Here is a 25,579-nt window from a genome sequence, read left to right on the forward strand (position 1 = left end):
GCAGCCTACCGCGTACGGGTCGCGGTCAGATCGAGCCCTGCGAGCAGATCCGTCTCCCAGCCACGCCCGTCGCGCTCCCCCGCGTCGCCGGCGGCCAGGACGTAGTGCTCCTCCCCCACGATCGGCAGGGCCACGTTGTTGGACAGGGCGCACGCGCGACCGGTGGGCCCGACCACCACTTGGGTGGCGTGCGCCGCGAGCGCCGCCCGCTTGGCGGCCAGCGCATCCTCATCGGTCTCGACGACGGCGTCGATGTCGCCGTCGTCGTATCCGAACGTGAACTCCTCTTCGGACGGGAGCGACCACTCCGGCCGCAGATCCTCGGGCGTCAGCGCGGCCAGGCCGGCCTCGAACGCCCGGGTGGAAAAGACCGACCAGTAGAACTTCGGCACGGCCCACGGCTCGCCGGGAAACGTGGCAGCGCCGCCCGACGAGCCGGCCGCCGCTACGGCCGCCGTCGTCACCGTGTGCGCGTGCACGTGATCGGGATGGCCATAGCCGCCGGCCGGGTCGTAGGTGACGACGACGTGGGGGCGCTGCTCGCGCATCAGGGCCACCAGCGCGCCGACGGTCTCGCGCTCGTCGGCGTCGATGAATCGTTGCCGGTGCCGCGTGGGGGTGCCGCGCATGCCCGAATCGCGCCACCGGCCCGCGCCGCCGAGATAGCGGGGTCCACCGACCCCGAGCGCCCGCAACGCGGCGGTCAATTCGCCGATCCGGTAGCCGCCGAGCTGGTCGGCGCGATCGACGGCGAGTTCGGCCCACCGATCGCCGATCACCTCGCCCTCCTCGCCGAGCGTGCAGGTGACCACGCGGACGTCGGCGCCGCGGGCGGCGTAGTGGGCGATGGTGGCGCCGGTGCCGAGGCTTTCGTCGTCGGGATGTGCGTGGACGAACAGCAGCCGCGGCGTCTCAGGCATGGACGGCACCCTACCGACAAGCAGCAGATAGGAACGCGCACGGCTACTATCAAGAAATGCCTCAGCTCACGGACGCAGACCGGACCGGCAGCCGGAGCCGCCGGCGAGGCGAGGTCCTCGAACGCGCCCTCTACGAGGCCACCCTGGCCGAACTGACCGAAGTCGGGTACGGCAGCCTGACCATGGAGGGGATCGCGGCGCGCGCCCACACCGGCAAGGCCGCGCTCTACCGGCGCTGGGACACCAAGTGCGAGCTGGTGCACGCCGCTTTGGTTTTCGCGCTGCCACCGGTGCCCGAACTGCGGTCCGGCCGTTCGGCCCGGGAGAACCTGCTGGCGATGTTCACCGCCCAGCGTGACCTGCTGGCCGGAAAGACCGCCTTCCCCAGTTTGGACGTCATCCATCAGCTCCTGCACGAACCCGAGATGCGGGCCATCTTCGCCGATGCCGTGGTGCGCCCGCGCCTGCAAATCGTCGAATCGATCCTGCAGGCCGCCGTGGACGACGGCGACCTCGATCCGACGGCCATCACGCCGCTGACCGCCCGGATCGGCTCGGCGCTGATCAACCAGCACTTCCTGCTGAACGGGTCGCCGCCGAACCGCCGCGAGCTGGCCCTCATCGTCGACACCGTGATCCCGCCGCGGGCGTCACGCCCGTCCGCCGACTGAGCGCGGTTACGGCCCGGTCTTGATCCACTGGCCGGCGTCGCCGACGATGCCGACCGGAACCGCTCCGGACAGGCTGACGTTCTGCACGCTCGGTCCGGCCGCGACGATCGTGGTGTCCTGCAGGATCGGCAGCACCGTGGACATGTTCCACAGCCGCGGTTCGACGGCGGTGATGACGTCGCTGATGCTCTTGGTGCCGTTGAGGGCGGCGTCGATGTTCGACTGGACGCTGCGATCGCAGATGCCGGTGAGGTTCGACGGCGCCTGCACCAGGGCGTTGGGATCCGCGGGGCGGCTGGGTAGGGGCGCCGACGTCGGTGTCGCGGTCGTGGTGCCCGGCCCGGTCGACGGTGGGGGCCCGGCGGGAGCGGACGAGACCGGCGTCGTCTCGCCGGTGGACGGGACCTGGGTCGATTGCAGCGCGGGACAGCCGTAGCGGGAGGCGAGCCGGGTGGCCAGGTTGCCGCCGGCCTGATGCCAGCCGACGATCGCGTCCACGCGGCCGTCGTTCAGCGCGTCGCGGTAGAGGGTAACGGGGTCCAGCGCCAGCACGGTCGCGGCGATGCCGACGTTGCGCAACTGGTCGGCGGCGGTGTTGGCGACCGCCACCGAGGTCGGGTCGTTGGCCGCCACCCCGATCGCCAGCGACAGCTGTTGGCCGTCCTTGCTGATCCGGCCGCGGATGACCTCGGGCGGCCCGGTGTTCGCCGGGGTCGGCGCGGGGGAAGCGGACGAGTTGGGTTCGACCCGGTACCCGGCCCCCTGCAGCAGGGTCAGCGCGGCCGCCGTCGTCATCGCCGGCGGCGCGGTCGGCTCGTAGCCGGGGTCGCTCGGCGCGCGGATCTGGGCCTGATCCAGCGTGACCGTGTTGTCGCTGCCCGCGCCGACGGCGGCCAGCAGGTCGACGTCGAGCAACCCCAGGATCGCCTTACGGACTTGGGTATCAGACAGTTTGGGCTCGTTGGCCCGCAGCGTGAGCTGCATGACCCGCGGCGTCACGATCCGGGCGGTGCGGACGTCGGGAATGGCGGACAGCTGCGCGAAGGCCGCCGAGCCGCCGTGGACCTGCGCCACCTGGGTGTCGCCGTTGCGCACGGAGTCGGCCAGGGCGGCGGGCGCCCCGGCGCGCCGGAAGAGGATGAGCGCGGGTTTGGCCGGCGGCCCCCAGTAGCGGTCGTTGCGGGCGACCAGGATCTCGTCGCGCTGCGGGTCGATGCTCTCCACCCGGAACTGCCCGCCCGTGACCGGAAGGGCCCGGGCCAGCCCGGCCGCGAATCCGCCGGGCACGTCCTTGACGATGTGCGCCGGAAGGATGTTGCTGAACAACTCCTTCCACGCCGGATACGGCTGGGCGAAGGTCACCACCGCCTGCTTGCCGCCCTCCAGCGACTGCACGCCGGTGATGAGGTCATACCCGGCCGGGTCGACGACCCCGGGCTGGCTGACCATCTGGCGCCACAGGTACCAGAAGTCGTCGGCGGCGATGGGGGCGTTGTCGGTCCACTGCGCCTCCGGCCGGATCTTGTAGGTCACCGTGAACGGGTTCTGGCTGGTCACGTCGGCGGACACCAACAGCGTCGGGTCCATCTCCCAGCGCGAGCCCGTCGGCGCGGCGGTGTCCGGAACCGGCCGAAAGGCGCTGGGCAACACCAACGCGCTGATCGCCGCGTTCACCGGGGACAGGTCGGACAGCAGGTGCGGATTGAACCCCGCGCCGATCGAGTCGATGCCCATGATGATCTCGCTGACCCGGGGCGGCGGAGGCACCGAGTTGTGCGGCGTGTCGGTGCTCTGCGGCGCCGGCGGCGGGTTGACCGTGCACGCCGAAACCACCAGCCCGACCAACGAGACGAGGCCGCCGAGCACCATGAACAAGCGACGGACGCGTCTCGGCACGCTGATCAGGGTATCGAGCAGCCGCACAGCGGCCCGTCCGACCACCAGGTGTTAACCCCGGGCCTTGGCGCGCGACCGGCTGCGGGCCCGGGAGGTGGCGTCCAGCTCGACCTTGCGCACCCGCACGATCTCCGGGGTCACCTCCACGCATTCGTCTTGCGCGCAGAATTCCATGGCCTGCTCGAGATCGAGTTCGAGCGGCCGGGCCAACGTTTCGATGACATCGGCGGTCGACGACCGCATGTTGGTCAGCTTCTTCTCGCGGGTGACGTTGATGTCGAGATCCTCTGCGCGCGGGTTGATCCCGACGACCATGCCCTCGTAGGTGTCCTGGCCGGGCTCGACGAAGAACTGGCCCCGGTCGGCGAGCTGGATCATGGCGAACGGGGTGATGGTGCCCGCGCGGTCGGACACCAGCGACCCGGTGTGGCGGGCGCGGATCTCCCCGGCCCACGGCCGGTAGCCGTCGAACACCGCGTTGGCGATCCCGGTGCCGCGGGTCAGCGTGAGGAAGTCGGTGCGGAAGCCGATCAGGCCGCGGCTGGGCACGATGAAGTCCATTCGGACCCACCCGGCGGCGTGGTTGGTCATCTCTTCCATGCGGCCCTTGCGGGCGGCCATCAGCTGGGTGATGGCGCCGACGAATTCCTCGGGGCAGTCGATGGTCATCGCCTCGAAGGGCTCGTGCAGCTTGCCGTCGATCGTCTGCGTGACGACCTGCGGCTTGCCCACCGTGAGCTCGAAGCCCTCGCGGCGCATCTGTTCCACAAGGACCGCCAGCGCGAGCTCGCCGCGGCCCTGCACCTCCCAGGCGTCGGGCCGGTCGATGTCGACGACCTTGATGGAGACGTTGCCCACGAGTTCGGCGTCCAGGCGCGACTTCACCATGCGAGCGGTCAGCTTGTGCCCCTTCACCTTGCCCGCCAGCGGCGAGGTGTTGGTGCCGATGGTCACCGAGATCGCGGGCTCGTCGACGGTGATGCGCGGCAGCGCGTGCGCGTGGTCCGGGTCGGCCAGCGTGTCGCCGATCATGATCTCCGGAATGCCCGCGACGGCCACGATGTCCCCGGCGACGGCCTCGTCGGTCGAGGAACGCTCGACGCCCTCGGTCACCAGCAGCTCGGTGATCTTCGCGTTCGTGATGACGGGGTGGCCGTCCACTTCCCGCATCCAGGCCACCTGCTGGCCCTTGCGGATACGGCCCTTGTAGATGCGGATCAGCGCGAGCCGGCCCAGGAACGCCGACGCGTCCAGGTTGGTGACCAGCGCCTGCAGCGGGGCTTCGGGATCACCCTGCGGCGGCGGGATGTGCTCGAGCAGCACGTCGAACAGCGGATCGAGGTTGTCGCCCTCGGGGTTCTCGCCATTGGCCGGTTCCGTCGTGCTGGCGATGCCGGCCCGTCCCGAGGCGTACAGCGTGGGCAGGTCCAGGGCGGCCTCGGCGGCCTTCTGCGCGTCCTCGTCGAGGTCGGAGGCGACGTCGAGCAGCAGGTCGTGGCTTTCGGAGACGACCTCGGAGATCCGGGCGTCCGGCCGGTCCGTCTTGTTGACGACCAGGATCACCGGAAGGTGGGCGGCCAGGGCCTTACGCAGCACGAACCGGGTCTGCGGCAGCGGCCCCTCCGAGGCGTCGACCAGCAGCAGCACCCCGTCCACCATCGACAGGCCGCGCTCCACCTCGCCGCCGAAGTCGGCGTGGCCCGGGGTGTCGATGACGTTGATGACGGTCGTCGTTCCGTCCGGGTTCTTGCGATGCACGGCCGTGTTCTTGGCCAGGATCGTGATGCCTTTTTCCTTCTCTAGGTCCCCGGAGTCCATCAGGCGTTCGACCGCGTCGTCCCCCCGGTGGTGCAGCGCACCCGACTGCCGCAGCATCGCGTCAACCAGGGTGGTCTTGCCGTGGTCGACGTGGGCGACGATGGCGACGTTGCGAAATGACACGTCGGAGATTGTGGCAGCGGGGGCCGTGGATAGCGAACTGGCAGGTCGCCGGGGGCGGCGTTCGAGTGTGCGTCAGCGGCGTTGAGTGTGCGCCTGGGGCGCGGCGGATCGGCGTGTCGCCGGCGCGGCTTCACAATCAACGCCCACGTTGCACACCGAACGGCGAGGCGGGGCCTTCGCGCCTTGGCCGTCGGCTACCAGCCCCGGCGGCGCGGCGCCGTGCCCACCAGTTGTTGGCCCTTGCCCGTCGCCTCGCGGCTGCGATAGACGATGTAGGGCCGGAACAGGTAGACGACCGGGGCGCTGAACACGTGCACCAGCCGGGTGAACGGCCACAGCGTGAACAGCACCATGCCGATCAACGCGTGCAGCTGGTAGTCCAGCGGCGCGTTGATCATCACCTCGCCGTGCGGCTGCAGTATCCAGATCCGGCGGAACCACAAACCGACCGTGTAGCGGTAGTGGAATTCGCCGCCGTGCGGGCCGGTGCCGATCAAGTCGCAGTACAGGCCCACCACGATCGCCAGCACCAGCACCAGATACATCACCTTGTCGCTGCGGGTGGTAGCCATGGACACGGCGGGACGGGTGAACCGCCGGTAGACGAGCAGCCCGATCCCGACGAGCGTGGCGACGCCGGCGATCGAGCCGGCGATGACCGCCTGCATGTGGTAGACGTGGTCGCTCATCTTCATCAGCTGCGTGACCTTCGGCGGGATGAACAGCCCCACCACGTGTCCGGCGAAGACCGCCAGGATGCCGAAATGGAAGATGGGGCTGGCGATGCTGAGCAGTCGCGACTCGTAGATCTGCGAGGACCGTGAGGTCCAGCCGAACTTGTCGTAGCGGTAGCGCCACCAGGTCCCGACGATCAGGACCGACAGCGTGACGTATGGGGCGATATCCCAGAACAGGACGTTGCTAAACACCTGGCGTTCCTTTGCGGGGTGGCACGGTCAAGGTAAACGGTTGCAGCCCAACGGCTTCGGCGGGCGGCCCGGCCTGCGCCAGTCGCTCGGCGCGGCGCACCTCCTGATCGGTGGCCGCCGGCAGGGTCTCGCAGATCGCGGCCACGACCGGCTCGTACGGTGACTCGGCCTCGGCCAGGGCGCCGCGCAGCACGTCGATCGGCACACGGTGCTGGGTCAGCAGCCGCCGTCCGGCCTCCGGGTCGACGGTGGCGGCGAATTCGAGCACCACGGCCAGATGATCGGGGGCCTCGCCGCTCGGTGGCTGCGCACCCGCCTCGCGGTAGGCGGTGGCGAACGCCAGCATCTCCCGTCCGCGGTTGCGGGTGTCCCCCGCGGTCCAGTACGTCAGATACATGGTGGCGCGCCGGCGCATATCGAACGTCGCGACGTAGTCCATCGCCGCGGCCATCGGCTCACGGGCACGCAGCGCCGCGACCGTCTGCCCGAGGAGCGTCGCCGCGGGACCGCTGATGTGGCCGAGGATTTCGTCGACGGCGTCCAGGCGTTCGGTGAACCCGTCGTCCGGGTAGGCCAGCAGCAGCGACGCCGCCTGCCACACCAGGCGGTCCTGCATCGCCCGGCCGGTGGAACGCTCCCGGAGCGCGGACAGCAGCCTCACCGCTTCTGCTCCTCGGGGAACATTCCCGCGGGCACCTGGCCGCCGTCCCAATTGAGCAGGTTCACCCGCGGCCGGGCGTGAGCGGGTTCTGCTTCCGCGGAGCCGCCGCGCTGGAGCGCGTGGAACGTTTCCACCGAAACCGGTATCGGTTCGGATTCGTACATGCCCGGGCCGCCCTCGCCCGTCAACGAACAGCCCATCTCCTCGAGCTCGCGGGCCTGCGGGGCGAACGCCGTCGGAATCACGTAGCGCTCTTCGTATTTCGCGATGGCGAGCAGCCGGTACATCTCGTAGATCTGCTCTTCGGTCATGCCGACCGAATGCGGGATGTGTGGCTGGGTGTCGCGGCCGAGGTTGATGTCGCGCATGTAGGAGCGCATCGCCGCCAGCCGCCGCAGCACCCCTTCCACCACGGCGGTATCGCCGGCGGTGAACAGTTCGGCGAGATATTGCATCGGGATGCGCAGCGCGTCCAGCGCGCCGAACAGGTTGCCGATGTCCTCCCCGTCGTGCCCGTCACGGCTGACCGCGTCGACCACCGGCGACAGCGGCGGGATGTACCAAACCATCGGCATGGTGCGGTATTCCGGGTGCAGCGGCAACGCCACCTGGTAGGTGTGGATCAGCGCGTAGATCGGGGAACGCTGCGCGGCCTCGATCCACTCGTCGGGGATGCCCTCGGCCCGGGCACCGGCGATGACGTTCGGATCGTTAGGGTCCAGCAGGATCTCGCACTGCGCCCGATACAGATCGGTGTCTTTTTCCACCGACGCCGCTTCCAGCACCCGGTCGGCGTCGTAGAGCACCACGCCGAGGTAGCGCAGCCGGCCCACGCAGGTCTCCGAACAGATGGTCGGCAGCCCGACCTCCATGCGCGGATAGCACAGCGTGCACTTCTCGGCTTTGCCCGTCTTGTGGTTGAAATAGACCTTCTTGTAAGGACATCCGGACACGCACATCCGCCAGCCGCGGCAGCGGTCCTGGTCCACCAGCACGATGCCGTCCTCGCTGCGCTTGTACATCGCGCCCGACGGGCACGACGCCACGCAGGAGGGGTTGAGGCAGTGCTCACAGATCCGGGGCAGGTAGAACATGAAGGTCTCTTCGAGCTTGAGCTTGATCTCCTCGTTGACCTTCTTCAAGATCGGGTCCCCGGCCAGGATCTCCGACGAGCCGGCCAGGTTGTCATCCCAGTTCGGCCCCCACGAAACCTTCATCGGCTCACCGCTGATCGCGCTTCGGGGCGCGGCGGTCGGGAACGTGTCACCCGCGGGAGCCGTGGTCAGGTTCTCGTAGTCGTAGGTCCACGGTTCGTAGTAGTCGCCGATGACGGGCAGCTTCGGGTTGGCGAAGATGCGCAGCAGCTTCTGGATGCGGCCGCCGTCGCGCAGCCGCAGCCGGCCCTTCTTGTCGCGAATCCAGCCGCCCCGCCAGCGCTCCTGGTCCTCGTAGGTGCGCGGATAGCCTTGGCCGGGACGGGTTTCGACGTTGTTGAACCACACGTATTCGGTGCCGGGCCGGTTGGTCCACGCCTGCTTGCAGGTCACCGAGCAGGTGTGACAACCGATGCACTTGTCGAGGTTCATCACCATCGCCAACTGCGCCATGACCTTCATCAGTACGTCACCTCCTGGCTGCGGCGCCGCACGACGGTCACCTCGTCGCGCTGGTTGCCGGTCGGCCCCAGGTAGTTGAACGCGAAGGCGTGCTGGCCGTAGCCGCCGGCCAGGTGGCTGGGCTTGATCCGCACCCGGGTGAGCGCGTTGTGGTTGCCGCCCCGCTTGTTGTTGGTTTCGGTGCGCGGGGTGTCGATGGTGCGCTCCTGGACGTGGTAGACGTACACCACCCCGTCGGGCATCCGGTGCGAGACGATCGCCCGGCACACGTAGATGCCGTTGACGTTCACCGCTTCGACCCAATCGTTATCGCGCACTTGGATTTTCGCTGCGTCGCCGGGGCTCATCCACATCGTCGGGCCGCCGCGGGACAACGAGAGCATGTAGAGGTTGTCCTGGTAGGTGGAGTGGAAGGACCACTTCGAGTGCGGCGTCAGGTATCGCACCGTGAGCCCGATTCCGTCCTCGGTCGGCCCGAGTGTCGGTGCGCCGAACAAGCGCGCCATGTCCAGCGGCGGGCGGAAGACCGGCAGGTGCTCGCCGAGTTCCTCGACCCAGTCGTGGGCGAGATAGAAATGCATCCGCCCGGTCAGGGTGTGGAACGGCTTGAGGTTTTCGATGTTGATGGTGAATGGTGCGTAGCGGCGACCGCCCGTTTCGCTGCCCGACCATTCCGGGCTGGTGACCACGGGCACGGGCCGCGCCTGGGTGTCGGCGTAACTGATGCGCTTGTCCTCGCTGCCCTCGGCCAGGTGCACCAGCCGCTGTCCCGTGCGCTTTTCCAGCTCGTGGAAACCCTCGACCGCCAGGCGCCCGTTGGTCGTCCCCGACAGCAGCAGCAGCACGTCGGCCATCCGGGCGGCGGTGGTCACGGCCGGGCGGCCCGCTGCCACACCGGATTTGAGCACGCCGAACTTGGCGGCGAGCTCCTCGACCTCCCGGAACGGGTGCACGGTGATGCCCTTGGTGGTCAGCCCGAACTTGTCGACCAGCGGCCCCAGCGTCAGCCACTTGTCGTAGATGGCGCCGTAGTCACGTTCCACCACGGTGAGCTTGCCCATGGTGCGGCCCGGCACCGGCGTCGCACCGGTGCGCAGCCAATCGGATTCGGTGCCATCGGGATAGGCCATCGCGTCGGGCGTGTCGTGCTGCAGCGCGCTGAGCACCACGTCGGTGCGGGTGCCCAGATGCTCCTTAGCCATGGCGCTGAAGGCGCGGGCGATGGCGCCGAAAGCGTCGAAGTCCGAACGGGTTTCCCAGGGCGGGTCGGTGGCGGCGCTGAACGCGTGCACGTAGGGGTGCATGTCGGTGCTGGAGATGTCGGACTTTTCGTACCAGGTCGCCGCCGGCAGCACGACATCCGAAACCAGGGTCGTCGACGTCATCCGGAAGTCGATCGACATCATCAGGTCGAGCTTGCCCTCGGGGATTTCCCCCTCGCACGTCACGTCGACGGGCCGCACCCCGTCCTCGGGCGGCAGCGCCGATGCGTTGGAGTCGGTTCCCAGCAGGTGGCGCAGGAAGTATTCGCCCCCCTTGCCCGACGACCCGATCAGGTTGGCGCGCCACACGGTGAGCACCCGGGGCCAGTTGACGGGGTTGTCGGGATCGGTCACCGCGAGTTTGAGTTCGCGCTGGCCGAGCTGCTCGGCGACGTAGTCGGCGACGTCGCGACCCGCGGCGCGCGCCTCGTCGGCGACGTCCAAACTCGACCGGTCGAACTGCGGGTAGTACGGGCTCCATCCCATGGCCACCGACGACGCCAGCAGGTCCATGGTGTGCTTGCCCGCGAAGCGCCCCCGGCCCACCGGGCTGGACAGCTTGTCCGCGCCGTAACCGTCATAGCGCCATTGGTCGGTGTGCGCGTACCAGTACGAGGCGCCGGGCACCTGGCGCGGCGGGCGCACCCAGTCGGTGGCCATCGCCATCGTGTGGAATCCGGTGAGCGGGCGCACTTTTTCCTGGCCCACGTAATGGGCCCAGCCGCCCCCGTTGCGACCCATCGACCCGGTGAGCATCAGCAGCGCCAGCACCGCACGGTAGATGGCGTCGGCGTGGAACCAGTGGCAGATGCCCCCGCCCATGATGATCATGGAGCGGCCGCCGGATTCCTCGGCGCTGTGGGCGAATTCCCGCGCGACGCGGATGGCTTGGGCGGCCGACACACCGGTGATCGCTTCCTGCCACGCGGGGGTGTTCTGCTGCGTCGCGTCGTCATAGCCGGTGGGCCATTCGCCGGGCAACCCCGCGCGGGCGACGCCATACTGCGCGAGCATCAGGTCGAAGACGGTGCACACCATGTGCTTGCCGATGCGGCGCACCGGGACACCGCGCGCCACGCTGGTGCCCTCGCCGTCGACGGTGTCGAAGCTGGGCATGTGCACCAGCGCGGTGCTGCCCTCCCCGTTGGAGCCGTGCGCGTCGCGCACGCTGAGCGCCGGCACCAGGTCACCGAGGTCCAGGTTCCACTTCCCGACGCCGGATTCGCCGTACCGAAATCCCAGCGAACCATGTGGCACCACAACGGAATTGGTCGTTTCGTCCAGCACCGCGGGCTTGAGTGCCGCGTTCTCGACCGCCTCGCCCAGGTCCGCCGCCGTCAGGTTCTTGCCCGGCACCAGCATGTCGCCGCGTTCTTCCAGCTTGATCAGGAACGGCAGATCGGTGTAGCGACGCGAATAGTCGACGAAGAATGGAACCTGCTTTTGCACATAGCATTCCGAGAGAATGACGTGCCCCATCGCCATGGCCAGCGCCCCGTCGGTGCCGGCCGCGCACGGCATCCACTCGTCGGCGAACTTGGTGTTGTCGGCGTAGTCGGGGCTGACGGTGACGACCTTGGTGCCGCGGTAACGCGCCTCGGCCATCCAGTGCGCGTCGGGGGTCCGGGTGATCGGCACGTTGGAGCCCCACATCATCAAATACGCTGCGTCCCACCAATCTCCGGATTCGGGGACGTCGGTCTGGTCGCCGAACACCTGCGGTGAGGCCACCGGGAGGTCGGCGTACCAGTCGTAGAACGACGTCATCGGAGCGCCGATCAGCTCGAAGAATCGCGAGCCGGCGGCATACGACACCATCGACATCGCCGGGATCGGGGAAAATCCGGCGACCCGATCCGGGCCGTAGGTCTTGATGGTGTGCACGTGGGCGGCGGCGATCAGCTCGGTGGCCTCGGCCCAGGTGACGCGGACCAGTCCGCCCTTTCCGCGCGCCCGCTGATAGCGCCGGCGGCGTTCGGGGTCGGCCTGGATGTCGGCCCACGCCAGCACGGGATCACCCAGGCGCGCCTTGGCCTCCCGGTACATCTCGACCAGCACGCCGCGGGCGTAGGGATAGCGCACCCGGGTGGGCGAGTAGCTGTACCAGGAGAACGACGCACCGCGGGGGCAACCGCGCGGCTCGTACTCGGGGCGGTCCGGACCCACCGACGGGTAGTCGGTCTGCTGGGTTTCCCAGGTGATGATCCCGTCTTTGACGTAGATCTTCCAGGAGCAGGACCCGGTGCAGTTCACGCCGTGCGTGGAGCGAACCACCTTGTCGTGGCTCCACCGGTCGCGGTAGAACACGTCGGCCTCGCGGCCGCCCCGCCGCGTCACGGTGCGCAGGTCGGCCGAGATCTCGCCGGGCGTGAAGAACCGCCCGCTGCGCTCCAAGAGCTCCTCGAGCACTCCACCAATGTGCGGTGTGGCAGTCAAGAAGTACTCCTCCTCGTCGGTAGCGTCGCGCCGCGTCGCCCGGCCCTGTGCGTGGCCCCAGTTGAGTTGTGTTCGGCGATCAGCCCCCTGAGCCGCCCGTCCGCACCAACTCGGATCGGCTCAGCCATCGGCATTTCGGGCCCGCGGGGCGGGCGGCGATACCGCACCAGCATAGGTCGATGTGCGCGGGGCGATCACCTTCGCCGCGCGCGGTGAGTCTGCGAGAAACAGGGTCATGAGCATCGGTTTTCGCGCACGCGAAGGCCTCCCGGTCGGGCACCGAGCCGGGACGGCAAAGGTCTGGACAACCATCTGGCTAGTTATCGGCACGCACATCCAGGGCAGATTCGTGTGGCGTTATTACAAGTCATTTTGTTGCCTTCAGTTCACTGTGGCGACCTGCAACGCGGCTGTACATCAGCTGCGGGAAGTCTGTGGACTTGTTGCCAGGCCCGTTCATAAGGCGCCGGCCAGGGCCGGAAGCCAGCCCCGGTCGGCCGGCACCCAGTCGAGATTGTGCAGCTCAGCGGCGGTGATCCAGCGCAGGGCCCGGTGCTCACGCGCGTCCGGACGGCCGCCGAGCAAATGCACCCGGTAGGCGCGCAGCGTGATCCCGCCGTCCACCGCGATGTCCGCGCCGAGCCGCTCGCCCACCGCGACGTCGCCCGCCGCCAAACCGAGCTCCTCGGCCAGCTCGCGGGCCAGCGCGTCGCGCTCGGTCTCACCGGGCGCGACCTTGCCCCCGGGCAGCTCCCAGCGCCCGGCCAGCTCCGGCGGGCGTACCCGCTGTGCCACCAAGACGCGCGCGTCGCGGATGAGGGCGCCCGCGACGACGATCTGGTTCGGCATGGCCAGTGACGGTATACCGTCGCGTCCTGGCTGTGTTATCGCGCGGCCACCACGGCGGGCGCCGAGGTTGGCGCACTCATTCGCGGCGCGCTGTGAAGGCCGGCGTTGTCTGGGTATGCACTAGGTCGGCCGATCGCACTCAGTGAGGAGAAGCGCCATGCCCAACGTGTTCATCGAACCGCGACCAAAGGGCCGCGACGGAGACCCGATCACGCACTACGTCGTCGAGGACCACGGCGACAGCGAGCTCCACCAGAGCCAAACCCAGCAGGAGGCCATCGACTGGGCGAAGCAGCAGGGCCATTCACCCCTCGTCGCCCGCGTCCGCCATCTCAGCGACAAACAGAAGCCCGACCAGTGGCGGGGAGTCTAGGTCCTGACGTCCCGGATCTCCGTAACATTCTCGGTAGCAAGGATTTTGGACAACAGAACGGTGACGAGTCATGGCTGTGTTAACGGATGAGCAAGTAGACGCCGCATTGCCCGATCTGGACGGATGGGAGCGTGCCGACGGCGCCCTGCGCCGCTCGATCAAATTCGGAAGCTTCCTGGCCGGCATCGATGCGGTGCGCCGCGTCGCCGAGCACGCGGAAAGCAAGGACCACCACCCCGACATCGATATACGCTGGCGGACAGTGACTTTCGCTCTCGTCACCCACTCCGAGGGTGGCATCACCCAAAACGATATCGACATGGCCCGCGACATCAACGGGATCGTCGACAGCTAGCCGGCGGCCTGTACCCCGGGCGCGGCGTCTCGGCCGCGGTTGCCGGTGGCCGCGATCCAGATCAGCGTCGCCACCGCGGCCGCGGTGTAGATCAGCCCGGCCCAGGCCAGATACCACGGGCGGCCGATCTGCCAGATGGTCGGTTGAGCGAAGCTCAACAACCACGGCACGCCGATCAGGGTGAGCGCCAACCACGCCCAGCCGGCGATCCGCGCCCCGCGCAGCGTGCGCCCCGCGCCGTGGATCGCCCAGATCATCAACGGCACCAGCCACACCCAGTGGTGGGTCCAGGAGATCGGCGACAGCAGCAGCCCGAACAGCTCGACCACGATCAGCCTGCCCAGCTGATCGGCGGCGTCCAGCGCGCGCCAGGCCAGGACGGCCAGCACCGCGGTGACGACGAGCGCGACCACCAGCGGCGGCCCGAATCCGACGTCGTGGCCCAGGATGCGTGAGATGGCGCCGCGCCACGATTGATTGAACGAGGTGGCGATGGGACCCACCCGGTGAGCGTCGCCCAGTAGTTCGGTGAAGTAGTAGCGGGTCTGGCCGCCGACGACCACGACCGAAATCCCAACGGTGGCAACGAAAACGACCGCCGAGAACACCGCCGCGCCCCACCGCCGGGCGCCGGCCAGATAGACCCCGGAGATCGCGGGGGTCAACTTGATTCCGGCGGCCGCGCCGACCAGCAATCCCGACAGCCACCATCGCGTGGTGTAGACCGCCCACAGCACCGCGGTCATGAGCAAAACATTGACCTGACCGTAGTCGAATGTGCTGCGCAGCGGCTCAATCCAGATCGTGATCGCCGTCCACGCCATCGCCAGTCGGCGGCCGCGGGGACCGGCCGGCGCGGCCGTCAGGCGCTGGCTGATCCGGATCGCGCCGTACAGGGCGGCCATGGTCGCGATCTGCCACAGGAATGCGACGAGCCCGAACGGCAGCAGGTGCAGCGGGTAGAAGACGACGGCCGCGAAGGGCGGGTAGGTGAACGGCAGCGGGAAGTCCGGTGTCTGGTCGGCGTAGACGTAGCTGTACAGGGTGCCGGGATGGTCGATCGCGGCGGCTCCGCCGAGGTAGACGTGCAGGTCGACGAAGTTCGCGCCGTTGGGGGCCAGGTACGTCCAGGCCAGCCGCGCCGCGACGCTCGCGATGAGCAGGATCGGCGCGGCCACGACGAGGCGATTCGCCAACCGCTGGGTGACGGGTGCCGCCGGGGCGGCAGAGATGGTGTCTATCCGCCCGACTTTAGCGATCGGACCATGCGGCGCGGCCCCGTCGGTCCCCCGATGACCCATGCACATCTATGCAGTGCGCGCCATTTCGCGCGTTCGGTCACCGCTCCCACTCGTATCCGTAACGAATAAATAAATGCCACACGTGTCACTTGAGTCCCATCTGCATCAAAGTAGCTTCAGCGCCGGGACCTGTAATCGATCAATCAGGGAGAGTCATGCCAACCATCTGGACTTACTTGCGTGCAGCCGCCGTCCTGGCCGGTTCGTCCGCAGCACTATTGACGGGCGGTATCGCCCACGCCGACCCCGTGCCGGCTCCGGCGGTGCCGAACATTCCGCAGCAGCTGATCAGCTCGGCGGCCAACGCACCGCAAATCCTGCAGAACCTCGCGACCGCGCTCGGCGCCACGCCGCCCGCGGCGCCCGCCACACCGGGCATCAGCTTCCCGGGTGTTCCCTCGGCCGCCTCGCCGGCATCGGCGACCACGGCGGGCATCCCGTCGATCCCCGGCCTGACGCCGGCGGCACCCGCCGCTCCCGCGTCATCTCCGGCGGCGGTGCCGTCCATTCCGGGGCTGGCGCAGTCGGCGACGCCCGCCGCGCCGGCGTCACCCTCCGCGGCGAGCGGCATTCCGGGGATGATTCAGGGCCTGACCGGCGCACAGCCGGCGGCCGCGAGTCCGGCCGCGCCGGCCTCGTCGATCCCGGGCCTGCCCGCGATCCCGGGGCTGTCGGCGCCGAGCGCGCCGGCCACCCCGCCCGCACCGCAAATCCCGCAGGCGCAGGTCAACATGCCGGCGATGCCGGCGGGCCTTCCGGTCAACGTGCCCCCGCAGGTGCGGCTTCCGCAGGATCTGCCGGCGCTGGCCTCGGGCCAGACCCCGGCGGCACCAGCCGCTCCGGCCGCACCCGCGCCGGCCGCCAGCCCGGCCGGACCGGCAGCGCCGCTGCTCGCCGCACTGCCTTGAGCAGCGTCGTCATCGGCCTAACCCACCACTGAGAACCGGAGGACAACCGTGGCAACCACTTGGAATCTGTCCAAAGGTTTGTCCGCTGTCGTCACGGCATCGGTTGCCGCGCTCGGGCTTTGCCCGAGCGCGGCAGCCGACCCGGCGGCGCCGCAGCCGACACCACAATCCAGCGCGGCCCAACAGCTGCCGGGGCTGCCTGCCCTGTCGCAGCTCAGCCCGCTCATCCAGCAAGCGGCCGGCGACCCGCAGCAGGCGACACAGCTGCTCATGGCCGCCGCGCAAGCCTTCGCCCACAGCCCGACCGCTCCCAGCGAGTCCAAAAACGTGGCGGCGGCGGTGAATCAGTTCGTCCAAGAGCCCACCGCGCCGGTGCAACACGTTCCGGCGACCGGGGTGGAACCCGGTGTGCAGGCGCACCTGCCGGCGGGGATCAACCCGGTGCACGCGGCGGGACCCGCACCCCAGCCGGCACCCGAGGCGCACCTGCCGGCCGGCGTCGACCCGGCGCACGCGGCCGGGCCCGCACCCGCCGCCGCGCCGGCGCCCGCGCCCGCCCAGCCCGCCAATGTGCCCGTCGCGGCGCCGATTCCGGCACCACCAGCACCCGCCGCCGCACCCCCGGCACCGGAGGCCGCCCCGGCGCCCGCACCCGCGCCGGACGCCGCCCCGACCGCGGCCGCCCCGGGATTCGGCGCCGACACGCCGCCCACGCAGGACTTCATGTATCCCTCGATCGGCACCAACTGCCTGGCGGATGGCAGCAGCGCCATCGCCACCGCGCTGTCGGTCGCGGGCCCGGCCAAGATTCCGCTTCCCGGCCCGGGGCCCGGCCAGACCGCCTACGTGTTCACCGCGGTCGGCACGCCCGGACCCGCCGAGGTGCAGAAGCTGCCGTTGAACGTCACCTGGGTGAACCTGACCACCGGCAAGTCAGGCACCGTCGCCCTCAAGCCGCGACCGGACATCAACCCGGACGGGCCGACGACGCTGAGCGCGATCGCCGACACGGGCTCGGGCAGCATCATGTCGACGATCTTCGGTCAGGTCACGACCAAGGAAAAGCAGTGCCAGTTCATGCCCACGATCGGCTCGACGGTGGTGCCGTAACACACCGGCGCCGTCACCGTTTCGCCGCCTGCGAACGCGCGTGTCCCCGCACCGGGGTCACGCGCGTTCGCTTTAGTACGCCATGAACAGGATCGCGTCGCGGTCGTATTCGAGGCCGGGATGAACGCTGGCGAGATGAGCCTGGGTCAGTTCGACCAGCTCGTCCTCGTCCTTGCCGACAATGGCCTCGCCGCACGGACACGTTATGTGTGTCTTCACGTTGCTGCCCTTCCCTTCTGTGCACCGACTACTTCGCCGCTTTGGCTGCCGCCTTCATCTGCTTCTTATAGGCACGCACCGCGCCCATCGACTCGGCGTCGACGATATCGGCGACGGAGATGTGCGTGCCCGCCTTGCCGAACTCACCGGCGGCCGCGCGCCAGCCCTTTGGCGTCACGCCGTACTGCTTGCCCAGCAGCGCCAGAAAGATCTGCGCCTTGACCGCACCGAAACCGGGCAGCCCCTTGATGCGCCGCAGCAGCTCCTCGCCGTCGGGGTCACCCGAGGTCCACAAGCCCGCGGCGTCACCGTCGTAGCGGTCCACGATGATCTGGGCCAGGGTCTGGATACGTTTGGCCATCGATCCCGGAAAACGGTGTATCGCAGGTCTTTCCGAGCACAGCGCGGCGAACTTGTCCGGGTCGTACTCGGCGATCTCGTGAGCGCCGAAACCGCCCATGCGGTCCGCGATCTTCTTCGGTCCCCAAAAGGCGGTCTCGAACGGCACCTGCTGATCGAGGACCATCCCGATGAGCAGGGCCAACGGATTCTCGTCCAGCAGCGCGTCGGCCTCGGGATCTTGAGCCAGCCAAAGTTTCACCGTCAACGACCTTCCTTTCGGTGAACACCCTACGACCGAGGCCGGTTGGTGCGACAGCAACCGCCGAAACCGCGCCTACGACCAGCACCCTAACCGTCGAGTTATCGTGACGTGGTGGTGGATGAGGCCCGATTGGAGCTGATGCTGGCCCGCGACGAACTGCACGCGCTCGTCACGTCCTACTGCCGCGCCGTCGACCGCGCCGACTACGAAGGCCTGCGGGAGATGTATCACCCCGACGCGACCGACTCGCACGGCTCGTTCTCGACCGGCGGTGTCGAACAGTTCATCGCGCAGTTGCAGGCCGCGCAGCCGTATGTGCGTGTCTCCCAACACAACATCACCACGACGAACTTCGTGGTCGCGGGCGAAAAGGCCCACGGTGAGGTCTACTGCCTGGTGTTTCACACCTTCGCCGGTCCCGACCACGACGTCGACGTCATCATCGGCGGCCGGTACCTGGACGAGTACACCAGGCACGACGGCCGTTGGAAGTTCAGCCGGCGCACCATCGTGGCGGACTGGGCCTACCAGAACGACCCGTCCCGACTGGACTTCGGACATCCCAGCACCCGAGGAAGCCTGCGCGGCAAACCGGGGCGAGACGACCCCTCGATCGGCCTGTTCTGCCCACCCAGCGGCTAGGCGAATCGGGCCGTCTACCAACGAGTCTCGGGGGTCAGCCGCTCTTGCGGCGGAACTCGCGCCGGTTACCCGCCGCGCCGTGCGCCCGGGACTGCTTGCCGGCGCCGTCCTTGTGGTCGGATCCGGTCGAGGATTTCGCCATCTTGCGGTCGAGCGCTTCGCGGAACTTGCGCTTGGTGTCCTCGTCCGACCCGGGCGGTTCAGAAGCCCCCGAAGCCTTGGACGACTGTGAACCCTGCCGGGCATTCGATGCGGCCATAGGGGCAGCTTAGCCCCGGTTTGACGGGCGGGCGCGCAGGCGGCGCGGCTACCGCATGCCGGGCGGCATGCCGTACAGGTGCGAGATCGGCAACGTCAGCAGCACCCGCCGATCGGTGACCATCGCCTGCCGGTATTCGTCCCAATCGGGATGTTCGCCGGCGATGTTGCGGTACAAGGCAATCAACGCCTCCACGGTGCTGTCGCCGGGCGCGGCCGCCGGGGGGGTCAGTTCGGCGGTGCCCTCGGCGACGGCGTACGACCAGCCGTCGTCGGCGTCGACCAGGATCGACGCCCGCGGGTCTCGGCGCAGGTTGCGCGTTTTGGCGCGCGGCTCGGTGATCGACACCTGGATCGCCATGCTGCGCGGGTCGAAGTGGTAGCTCACGTTCGACAGTTGCGGTCGCCCGTCGCGCTTGATGGTGGCCAGCACCCCGAGGGAATGTCCGCTTATCAAGGCCAGCAGCTTGTCGTCGAAGACTTGGCGTCCCATGACGAAAGCCTACGTCGCGCGCCGCCCGGGCGGCCCGGGATGGTCGTCCCCCGGCCGGGCTGGTGGAATCGGGGCATGACCAAGTACGCGGCGTTTCTGCGTGGCGTGAACGTCGGGGGCGTCAATCTGAAGATGGCCGAGGTGGCGGCCGCGCTGACCGACGCGGACTTCACCGAGGTGCGAACCGTGTTGGCCAGCGGCAACGTCGTGCTGGAGTCGTCGGCCGGCGTGGCGGCGGTGCGCAGGAAGGCCGAGGCGGCGTTGCGCGAACGGTTCGGCTACGACGCCTGGGTGCTCGCCTATGTCATCGGCACCGTGCGCGAGGTGGTCGACGCCTATCCGTTCGAGCGCGACGCCGACGGCTACCAGTCCTACGTCACGTTCGTCGCCGATAAGGCGGTGCTCGACGAGCTCGCCGCGCTGGGTCAGGAGGCCGGCCCGGACGAGCGGATCAGCCGCGGTGACGGCGTGGTCTACTGGCAGGTCCCCAAGGGCGGCACCCTGGACAGCACCATCGGCAAGACGATGGGCAAGGCGCGCTACAAGTCGTCGACCACGACGCGCAACCTGCGCACGCTCGACAAGGTGCTGCGCTGAGCGGTACTACCGCATGGGCTGCGCGCCAACGCTTTTCGATGCCGAACGGTAGCGCTTACTCGTCGGGCACCGATTCGATGTAGCGCAGGGCATCGGCTTTGTCCAACCCGAGTCCGCGCGCTACCCGGACGTACTCGCGTGCGGCGGCGGCCATGGCGGCGTCGGTCGGGTCGTAGCGGGCGACGAATGTGCCGAAGCGGCCGCGGGTTTCGATGATGGCGGAGGTCTCCAGCTCGCGGTAGGCGCGAGCCACGGTGTTGACCGCGACCCCGAGCTGGCCGGCCAGGTCCCGCACGGTGGGCAGGCGCGTGCCCGGCGGCAGCGCGCCCTCGCGGACCCCGTCGATAACCTGCGTCCTGAGCTGGTCGAACAACGGCTTGCCCGCCTTCACGTCGACCCGCAACCAGTCACCCAGCTCCACCCGTTCAGTATCCCCCACCTCCGGCTATCTTGGTGGGATGCGCGTAGCGGTGCTCAGCGGCGCGGGGATCTCCGCGGAAAGCGGTGTGCCGACGTTCCGCGACGACAAGAACGGGTTGTGGGCCCGCTTCGATCCCTACGAGCTGTCCAGCACGCAAGGGTGGCGCGACAACCCCCAGCGCGTCTGGGGCTGGTACCTGTGGCGGCATTACCTGGTCGCCGACGTGCAACCCAATGCGGGTCATCGCGCCATCGCCGCCTGGCAGGACGACGCCCGGGTCACCGTCATCACCCAGAACGTCGACGACCTGCACGAGCGCGCCGGCAGCGGCTCCGTCCACCACCTGCACGGGAGCCTGTTCGAATTCCGTTGTGCGCGTTGCGCTGAGCCATACAGCGGCGCGCTCCCGCACATGCCCGAACCGGCGCTCGAGGTGGAGCCCCCGGTGTGTCATTGCGGCGGCCTGATCCGGCCCGACATCGTGTGGTTCGGTGAACAGTTGCCCGACGAGCCGTGGCGGCGCGCCGTCGAGGCGACCCAGTCCGCCGACGTGATGGTGGTGGTCGGGACGTCGGCGATCGTCTATCCGGCGGCCGGGCTCGCGGAGCTGGCGCTGGCGCGCGGCGCCGCCGTCATCGAGGTCAATCCCGAAGTCACGCCGCTGTCGGCCAACGCCACCCTCAGCATCCGCGAGTCGGCGAGCCAGGCGTTGCCGGGACTGCTGCAGCGGCTGCCCGCCCTGCTGAACTAGGCGGGCCGGCGCGCGCGGCCCAGCAGGAGTTCGGACACCGGCATCGGCGCCCAGACCGGCAGCGTCCACTCCCGCCGCGAGGTGTCGACTTCGAATCCCGCGTCGAGGATCGAGCGTTCGGTGTCGCGATGGGTGTGGCAGTTGCCAAACAGCCGGGGCCACAACGTCGCATCGACGAAACGCTGAAAGCGGCCCCGCGCGCCGGCACTGGCGATGTGCTCGAGGTAGCGCAGTTCCCCACCCGGTCGCAGCAACGAGTACAGGCGCCGCAGCACGGCGCCCGGGTCACGGACCGAGCACAACACCAGCGAGCACACCACCGCGTCGAACGGCTCACCGGCGCTGAGGCTTTCGGCCGTCTCGCCGGAAACGATCACCCGGGCGGGGGCCGCGTCGGCGGCGGCGCGGGCCCGCGCCGCCAGCCGCGGTTCGGGCTCCACCGCGATGACCTCGTCGACCGACGCCGGGTAGTGCGGAAAGTTCGTCCCGATCCCCGCGCCGACTTCCAACACCCGGCCGGACAACCCGGCCAGGTTCTCCCGCCGCAGGACCCGGATCGCCTCGGCTTCATGGTTGGCGACGAAAGGCCAGACGCGCGCGAAGAAGGGATTGTCGACGACCGCCGTTGTCATACGTGTGTGAACCTTCCGTCTCGGATGACGCCCAGAATAGGGTTCGGCGCCGGGACAGGCCGGACGTTAACCGATATTGGGCACCGGCTCCACGAGCGCCGCCCCGGCGACGGGCTCGGGGGTGGGCGGGCGGGGCGCGGGGTCGACGCCTTCGCTGATCCCGAACCGATCGTGCAGCCACGCCAGGGGCCGGGGCGCCCACCAGTTCCAGCGGCCCATCACGTGCATGAAGGCCGGGACGACCACCATCCGCACCAGGGTGGCGTCGGCGAAGACGGCCAGCACCAGGCCCAGACCGAACATCCGCATGAACGAGACGTGCGCGGCGATCAGCGCGGCGAACGACATCGACATCACCAACGCGGCCGCGGTGATGACCCGACCGGTGCGGGCGACGCCGAGGGCCACGCTCTCGTCGTTGGCGGCGTGGGCCTGCTTCGGGGTGGGCCGGGCGGGCCGGGCGGCGCCGGACGCCAGCCAGTATTCGCGGATCCGGGAGAGCAGGAAGACCTCGTAATCCATCGACAGTCCGAAGGCGATGCAGAACAGCAGCACCGGCATGTTGGCCACCAGCGTCCCGCTCGGCGTGGTGCCCAGCGCACCGAGATGGCCGTCCTGGAAGATCCACACCAGCGCGCCGAACGCCGCGGTCAACGACAGGAAGTTGCACGCGAGCGCCTTGATCGGCAGCAGCACGCTGCCGGTGAGCAGGAACAGCAGCACGAAGGTGATCGCGGCCATCAGCCCGAGGACGAGCGGAAGCCGTTCGGTCACGGCGTCGACGCTGTCGCGGTTGACCTGCGCCACGCCGCCCATCTCGATGGCCCGCCCGGCCGGTCCGGGGACGTCGTGCAACCGTGCGAGCTGGGCGTCGTTAGCCGCGGAGAACAGCGGCGCCGTGCTGCTGACGGTCAAAAAGGCGCTGCCCTGGGCCAGCCCGGTCGCCCCGGCCGGTGGCCCCACCCGGTTTCCGCCCGTGAAGGTGCCCCCGGGCGCGGACACGGCCGCCACGTCGGGCACGCGCGAGAGCGCGGCGGCGTAGCTGTCGAAATCCCCGGGATTCAGGCCGGAGGCATCGGGGACGACGACGGGCACCGACGTCGCGGAATCGTCGGCGAAGTCGTTGCGCAACCGGTCGCCGACCTGGTGCGCCGACGCCGAGCGCGGCAGCACCCGGTCGTCGGGGAACCCCCACTTCACCGAGAAGAACGGCAGCCCGAGCAGCAGGAGCAGGCCGACGACGGCCAGGCCGACCGGCGCCCAGCGGCGCATCACGAACTTGCTCGACCGATACCAGAACAGTTGCTCGACGGGCTTTGGCGCCGGCTCGGGTCGCCGCAGCATCCGCCGCAAGAACCGGCGCACATTGAACGCGTCCAGCCGGTCGCCCAACAGCACGATCGCGGCGGGGGTGATCACGATCGAGGCGGTGGCGACGAAGGCGACCGTGGCCACCCCGGCGTAGGCGAACGATTTGAGGAAGTACATCGGGAAGGCCACCGTCGCCGACATCGACAGCGCCACGGTGACCGCGGAGAACAGCACCGTGCGGCCGGAGGTGGCCATCGTCCGGATCAGCGCCTGGTCGCGGTCGTGGCCCTCGGCCAGTTCGTCGCGGTAGCGGCTGACGATGAGCAGCGTGTAGTCGATTGCCAGCGCCAGGCCCAGGGCGGTGCTGAGGTTGAGGGCGAAGATCGACACCTCGGTGGTGAAGGTGATCAGGCGCAACACCGACATCGAGCCGACGACGGCAAGCGCGCCCAGCGCCATCGGCAACGCGGCGGCCAGCAGCCCACCGAACACCCAGATCAGCACCACGAAGCTCAGCGGCAGCGCGATCATCTCCATCACCAGCAGGTCGTCCTGGTTCTGCTTGTTGATCTGGGCGTACTGCATGGCCGCGCCGCCGGCGCGGACGGTCACCCCGTCGCGGTCGTGGACGAACTGGTCCGACAGCGTCTGCGCGTTGTTCTGGACGAAGTTTTCGCCGCCTTTGAGGTTGACCACGATAAGGCCCGATTTGCCGTCGCGGCTCACGAGATCGGCTGGGGCCGCGCCGGTCCACGGCGAGGACACGTTGTAGACCAGCGGGGACCCTTGGAGTTGGTGGACGAGGTCGGTGCCCACCGCGCGGGCCTGTTCGCTGTTGGTGCCGCCGGGGGCCGTCACCAGGATCAGCATCTGCTGACCGCTCTGCCCGAACTTGTCGGTCAACACGGCGATGGCGCGGGCGGACTCCGAGTCCGGATCCTGGAAGCCGCCGGGAGACAAGCTCTTGGCGACGGGAACGCCGAAGACGGCCGCGGCGATGAAAACCAGCACCCCGATCGCGATGATCCGGCGCGGCGCCGCGATAGCGACTCGGGCGATTTTCTGCAGCATTGTGAGCCCTTCCGCTGCCGGTGCCCCGTTGCGCTGGCGGCTGGCTAGTCCGCGACAACGTAACAAACGCTAATGTCCACGCGTCGAACAGTGTTGTCCTTAAGCACGCAGGCGGGCGGGTGGATCGTTCAACGCCGCATTTTTTAAACCGGTAGAACGGTAAGAGTCCGGCCAGAAAATTGTGTCGCAAATAAGCAGCTCAGGGCGCAAATCCCAGCGGAAATGGCGGCCACCCTACCCGCGGGTAAATTGCCACCATTTTCCGAATCGTGACTCAAAGTTTCCTTAAGGGTGGCCCATACGCTCAGTGTCATGTGGATCGACGACACAAGTGCCGACGTCATCAAGGTCGACTTCGAGGCCCTCTACCACGGCGACGTGCTGGTGGAAGGCGAGACCTCGGAGCAGTTCGACGAACTGCAAGCGGCGAGCTGAGGCAGACCATGAGCATGCTCGCACGGCTGTTAATGGCCGAACCCTCCGTCAGTCGGTGGTTCCGCAAGTAACCATCGATCGTGGTCATCACGAAAGCCCCCCGCCGACGCGGGGGGCTTTCGTTTTGTCCGACGGCGGCACGCGCCTAGCGCGGCGCCATGCGAATGGCGCCGTCCAGGCGGATGACCTCGCCGTTGAGCATCGGGTTCTCGACGATGTGCACGGCCAGCGCGCCGTACTCGTCGGGGTCGCCCAGCCGGGCCGGGTGCGGCACCTGCTTGCCCAGCGAGGCCTGCGCCTCCTCGGGCAGCGAACCCAAAAGCGGGGTCTTGAACAGCCCGGGCGCGATAGTCACCACGCGGATGAGCTCGCGCGAGAGGTCGCGGGCGATCGGCAGCGTCATTCCGACCACGCCGCCCTTGGATGCCGAGTAGGCGGCCTGGCCGATCTGGCCCTCGAACGCCGCGACGGAGGCGGTGTTGATGATGACGCCGCGCTCTGGGCTCGTTTCGGGCCCAATGGGTTCGGTCTTGGCGATGCGCTCGGCGGCCAGTCGCAGCACGTTGAAGGTGCCGATCAGGTTGACGCCGATGACCTTCTTGAACCCGTCCAGCGGGAACGGGCCGTCCTTGGACAGCGTCTTGATGGCGTTGCCGATGCCGGCGCAGTTGACGTTGATGCGCAGCGTGCCCATCGACTCCGCGGCGTCCAAGGCCTTGCCGACGGCGGCCTCGTCGGTGACGTCGGCCTCGACGAAGCGGGCGCGCTCGCCCAGCTCGCGGACGGCGTCCTCGCCACGCAGGTCGATCACCACCACCTGGGCGCCGCGGTCGAGCAGCCGCTTGGTGGTGGCCAGGCCCAGCCCTGAGGCGCCCCCGGTGACGACGGCGACGGCGTCTTTGATCTCCATGCGAGTC

At 69.0% G+C, this 25,579-nt stretch carries 26 protein-coding genes; 9 read left to right on the forward strand and 17 right to left on the reverse strand.

Translation table 11 applies throughout. The features are described from left to right. Positions 1 to 5: 5 nt before the first annotated feature. On the reverse strand, positions 6 to 920 hold the full coding sequence (mshB, locus tag QGN30_RS21730) for an N-acetyl-1-D-myo-inositol-2-amino-2-deoxy-alpha-D-glucopyranoside deacetylase (RefSeq protein ID WP_248923547.1): 915 nt from the start codon (positions 918 to 920) through the stop codon (positions 6 to 8). Positions 921 to 976: 56 nt separating this feature from the next. Between mshB and QGN30_RS21735 the strand changes: the two genes are divergently transcribed. After that, complete coding sequence (locus QGN30_RS21735) at positions 977 to 1,591, forward strand: TetR/AcrR family transcriptional regulator (RefSeq protein WP_248923546.1); 615 nt, start codon at positions 977 to 979, stop codon at positions 1,589 to 1,591. A gap of 6 nt (positions 1,592 to 1,597) precedes the next feature. On the opposite strand, the gene QGN30_RS21740 is transcribed toward QGN30_RS21735, so the two are convergent. The 7 genes from QGN30_RS21740 to QGN30_RS21770 all read right to left on the reverse strand — a co-directional run bounded on the left by QGN30_RS21740 (position 1,598) and on the right by QGN30_RS21770 (position 13,181). After that, on the reverse strand, positions 1,598 to 3,493 hold the full coding sequence (locus QGN30_RS21740) for an ABC transporter family substrate-binding protein (RefSeq protein WP_248923662.1): 1,896 nt from the start codon (positions 3,491 to 3,493) through the stop codon (positions 1,598 to 1,600). Between the two features lie 45 nt (positions 3,494 to 3,538). Beyond that, positions 3,539 to 5,428, reverse strand: a complete 1,890-nt coding sequence (gene typA, locus QGN30_RS21745) for a translational GTPase TypA (RefSeq protein WP_014379425.1) — start codon at positions 5,426 to 5,428, stop codon at positions 3,539 to 3,541. Positions 5,429 to 5,622: 194 nt separating this feature from the next. After that, on the reverse strand, positions 5,623 to 6,357 hold the full coding sequence (gene narI, locus QGN30_RS21750) for a respiratory nitrate reductase subunit gamma (protein WP_008254506.1): 735 nt from the start codon (positions 6,355 to 6,357) through the stop codon (positions 5,623 to 5,625). Beyond that, entirely contained in the window at positions 6,350 to 7,018 is a 669-nt protein-coding gene (gene narJ, locus QGN30_RS21755; RefSeq protein ID WP_014379424.1) for a nitrate reductase molybdenum cofactor assembly chaperone, read from the reverse strand. The genes narI and narJ overlap by 8 nt, the downstream gene beginning before the upstream one ends. After that, complete coding sequence (gene narH / locus QGN30_RS21760) at positions 7,015 to 8,634, reverse strand: nitrate reductase subunit beta (protein WP_036458345.1); 1,620 nt, start codon at positions 8,632 to 8,634, stop codon at positions 7,015 to 7,017. Before narH ends, narJ begins: the two co-directional genes overlap by 4 nt. Further along, positions 8,634 to 12,332 (reverse strand): nitrate reductase subunit alpha, encoded by a 3,699-nt coding sequence (locus tag QGN30_RS21765; protein WP_248923545.1) that lies wholly within the window; start codon positions 12,330 to 12,332, stop codon positions 8,634 to 8,636. The genes narH and QGN30_RS21765 overlap by 1 nt, the downstream gene beginning before the upstream one ends. Positions 12,333 to 12,788: 456 nt before the next feature. Then, positions 12,789 to 13,181 carry a (deoxy)nucleoside triphosphate pyrophosphohydrolase gene (locus QGN30_RS21770; RefSeq protein WP_036458340.1) on the reverse strand — a complete coding sequence of 131 codons (393 nt, stop codon included), beginning with the start codon at positions 13,179 to 13,181 and terminating at the stop codon, positions 12,789 to 12,791. A 157-nt stretch (positions 13,182 to 13,338) separates the two neighbouring features. Here QGN30_RS21770 and QGN30_RS21775 point away from each other — a divergent pair, with 157 nt between their 5' ends. Together QGN30_RS21775 and QGN30_RS21780 are read left to right on the forward strand one after the other, a co-directional pair. Continuing rightward, positions 13,339 to 13,554 (forward strand): hypothetical protein, encoded by a 216-nt coding sequence (locus tag QGN30_RS21775; protein ID WP_008254496.1) that lies wholly within the window; start codon positions 13,339 to 13,341, stop codon positions 13,552 to 13,554. A gap of 70 nt (positions 13,555 to 13,624) precedes the next feature. Next, positions 13,625 to 13,909 (forward strand): 4a-hydroxytetrahydrobiopterin dehydratase, encoded by a 285-nt coding sequence (locus QGN30_RS21780; protein ID WP_009952356.1) that lies wholly within the window; start codon positions 13,625 to 13,627, stop codon positions 13,907 to 13,909. Here QGN30_RS21780 and QGN30_RS21785 read toward each other — a convergent pair. After that, positions 13,906 to 15,216: a mannosyltransferase gene (locus QGN30_RS21785; RefSeq protein ID WP_248923544.1), complete on the reverse strand. Its 1,311-nt coding sequence runs from the start codon at positions 15,214 to 15,216 to the stop codon at positions 13,906 to 13,908. The two genes, QGN30_RS21780 and QGN30_RS21785, sit on opposite strands and share 4 nt — an antisense overlap. Before the next feature lie 149 nt (positions 15,217 to 15,365). Here QGN30_RS21785 and QGN30_RS21790 point away from each other — a divergent pair, with 149 nt between their 5' ends. Together QGN30_RS21790 and QGN30_RS21795 are read left to right on the forward strand one after the other, a co-directional pair. Continuing rightward, positions 15,366 to 16,118: a hypothetical protein gene (locus QGN30_RS21790; protein WP_038535309.1), complete on the forward strand. Its 753-nt coding sequence runs from the start codon at positions 15,366 to 15,368 to the stop codon at positions 16,116 to 16,118. A 48-nt stretch (positions 16,119 to 16,166) separates the two neighbouring features. Continuing rightward, positions 16,167 to 17,228 (forward strand): Rv1157c family protein, encoded by a 1,062-nt coding sequence (locus tag QGN30_RS21795; protein WP_201407795.1) that lies wholly within the window; start codon positions 16,167 to 16,169, stop codon positions 17,226 to 17,228. A gap of 72 nt (positions 17,229 to 17,300) precedes the next feature. Here the strand turns inward: QGN30_RS21795 and QGN30_RS21800 are convergent, their stop codons facing one another. After that, positions 17,301 to 17,447: a hypothetical protein gene (locus tag QGN30_RS21800; protein ID WP_003875447.1), complete on the reverse strand. Its 147-nt coding sequence runs from the start codon at positions 17,445 to 17,447 to the stop codon at positions 17,301 to 17,303. A gap of 28 nt (positions 17,448 to 17,475) precedes the next feature. Beyond that, a complete protein-coding gene (locus tag QGN30_RS21805) occupies positions 17,476 to 18,048 on the reverse strand; it encodes an HhH-GPD-type base excision DNA repair protein (protein ID WP_036458338.1) in 573 nt (190 codons plus the stop codon). 111 nt (positions 18,049 to 18,159) lie between these two features. Here QGN30_RS21805 and QGN30_RS21810 point away from each other — a divergent pair, with 111 nt between their 5' ends. Then, positions 18,160 to 18,693: a nuclear transport factor 2 family protein gene (locus tag QGN30_RS21810; RefSeq protein WP_009954635.1), complete on the forward strand. Its 534-nt coding sequence runs from the start codon at positions 18,160 to 18,162 to the stop codon at positions 18,691 to 18,693. Between the two features lie 34 nt (positions 18,694 to 18,727). On the opposite strand, the gene QGN30_RS21815 is transcribed toward QGN30_RS21810, so the two are convergent. Beyond that, complete coding sequence (locus QGN30_RS21815) at positions 18,728 to 18,952, reverse strand: DUF5302 domain-containing protein (protein WP_009954636.1); 225 nt, start codon at positions 18,950 to 18,952, stop codon at positions 18,728 to 18,730. Positions 18,953 to 19,000: 48 nt separating this feature from the next. After that, positions 19,001 to 19,444, reverse strand: coding sequence for a PPOX class F420-dependent oxidoreductase (locus QGN30_RS21820; protein ID WP_008254475.1), 444 nt, complete (start codon positions 19,442 to 19,444; stop codon positions 19,001 to 19,003). A gap of 75 nt (positions 19,445 to 19,519) precedes the next feature. Between QGN30_RS21820 and QGN30_RS21825 the strand changes: the two genes are divergently transcribed. Next, positions 19,520 to 20,041 carry a DUF1697 domain-containing protein gene (locus QGN30_RS21825; RefSeq protein ID WP_248923543.1) on the forward strand — a complete coding sequence of 174 codons (522 nt, stop codon included), beginning with the start codon at positions 19,520 to 19,522 and terminating at the stop codon, positions 20,039 to 20,041. Between the two features lie 55 nt (positions 20,042 to 20,096). Here QGN30_RS21825 and QGN30_RS21830 read toward each other — a convergent pair whose 3' ends face one another. Then, positions 20,097 to 20,462 (reverse strand): GntR family transcriptional regulator, encoded by a 366-nt coding sequence (locus tag QGN30_RS21830; RefSeq protein ID WP_038535302.1) that lies wholly within the window; start codon positions 20,460 to 20,462, stop codon positions 20,097 to 20,099. Positions 20,463 to 20,499: 37 nt separating this feature from the next. Between QGN30_RS21830 and QGN30_RS21835 the strand changes: the two genes are divergently transcribed. After that, entirely contained in the window at positions 20,500 to 21,213 is a 714-nt protein-coding gene (locus QGN30_RS21835; RefSeq protein WP_009954638.1) for an NAD-dependent deacylase, read from the forward strand. Here QGN30_RS21835 and QGN30_RS21840 read toward each other — a convergent pair. Both QGN30_RS21840 and QGN30_RS21845 read right to left on the reverse strand, forming a co-directional pair. Beyond that, the gene (locus tag QGN30_RS21840) at positions 21,210 to 21,845 is read right to left on the reverse strand and encodes a class I SAM-dependent methyltransferase (protein ID WP_042792245.1); all 636 of its coding nucleotides are present in this window, start codon (positions 21,843 to 21,845) and stop codon (positions 21,210 to 21,212) included. The two genes, QGN30_RS21835 and QGN30_RS21840, sit on opposite strands and share 4 nt — an antisense overlap. A gap of 66 nt (positions 21,846 to 21,911) precedes the next feature. Beyond that, complete coding sequence (locus QGN30_RS21845) at positions 21,912 to 24,227, reverse strand: MMPL family transporter (protein ID WP_095562492.1); 2,316 nt, start codon at positions 24,225 to 24,227, stop codon at positions 21,912 to 21,914. Positions 24,228 to 24,539: 312 nt separating this feature from the next. On the opposite strand from QGN30_RS21845, the gene QGN30_RS21850 reads away from it, so the two are divergent. Further along, a complete protein-coding gene (locus QGN30_RS21850) occupies positions 24,540 to 24,662 on the forward strand; it encodes a hypothetical protein (protein ID WP_003878506.1) in 123 nt (40 codons plus the stop codon). A 145-nt stretch (positions 24,663 to 24,807) separates the two neighbouring features. Here QGN30_RS21850 and QGN30_RS21855 read toward each other — a convergent pair whose 3' ends face one another. Then, complete coding sequence (locus QGN30_RS21855; protein WP_009954646.1) at positions 24,808 to 25,572, reverse strand: 3-hydroxyacyl-CoA dehydrogenase; 765 nt, start codon at positions 25,570 to 25,572, stop codon at positions 24,808 to 24,810. Positions 25,573 to 25,579 lie beyond the last annotated feature (7 nt).

The sequence above is a fragment of the Mycobacterium sp. 3-98 genome, from assembly GCF_035918355.1.
GTDB lineage: Bacteria > Actinomycetota > Actinomycetes > Mycobacteriales > Mycobacteriaceae > Mycobacterium > Mycobacterium intracellulare.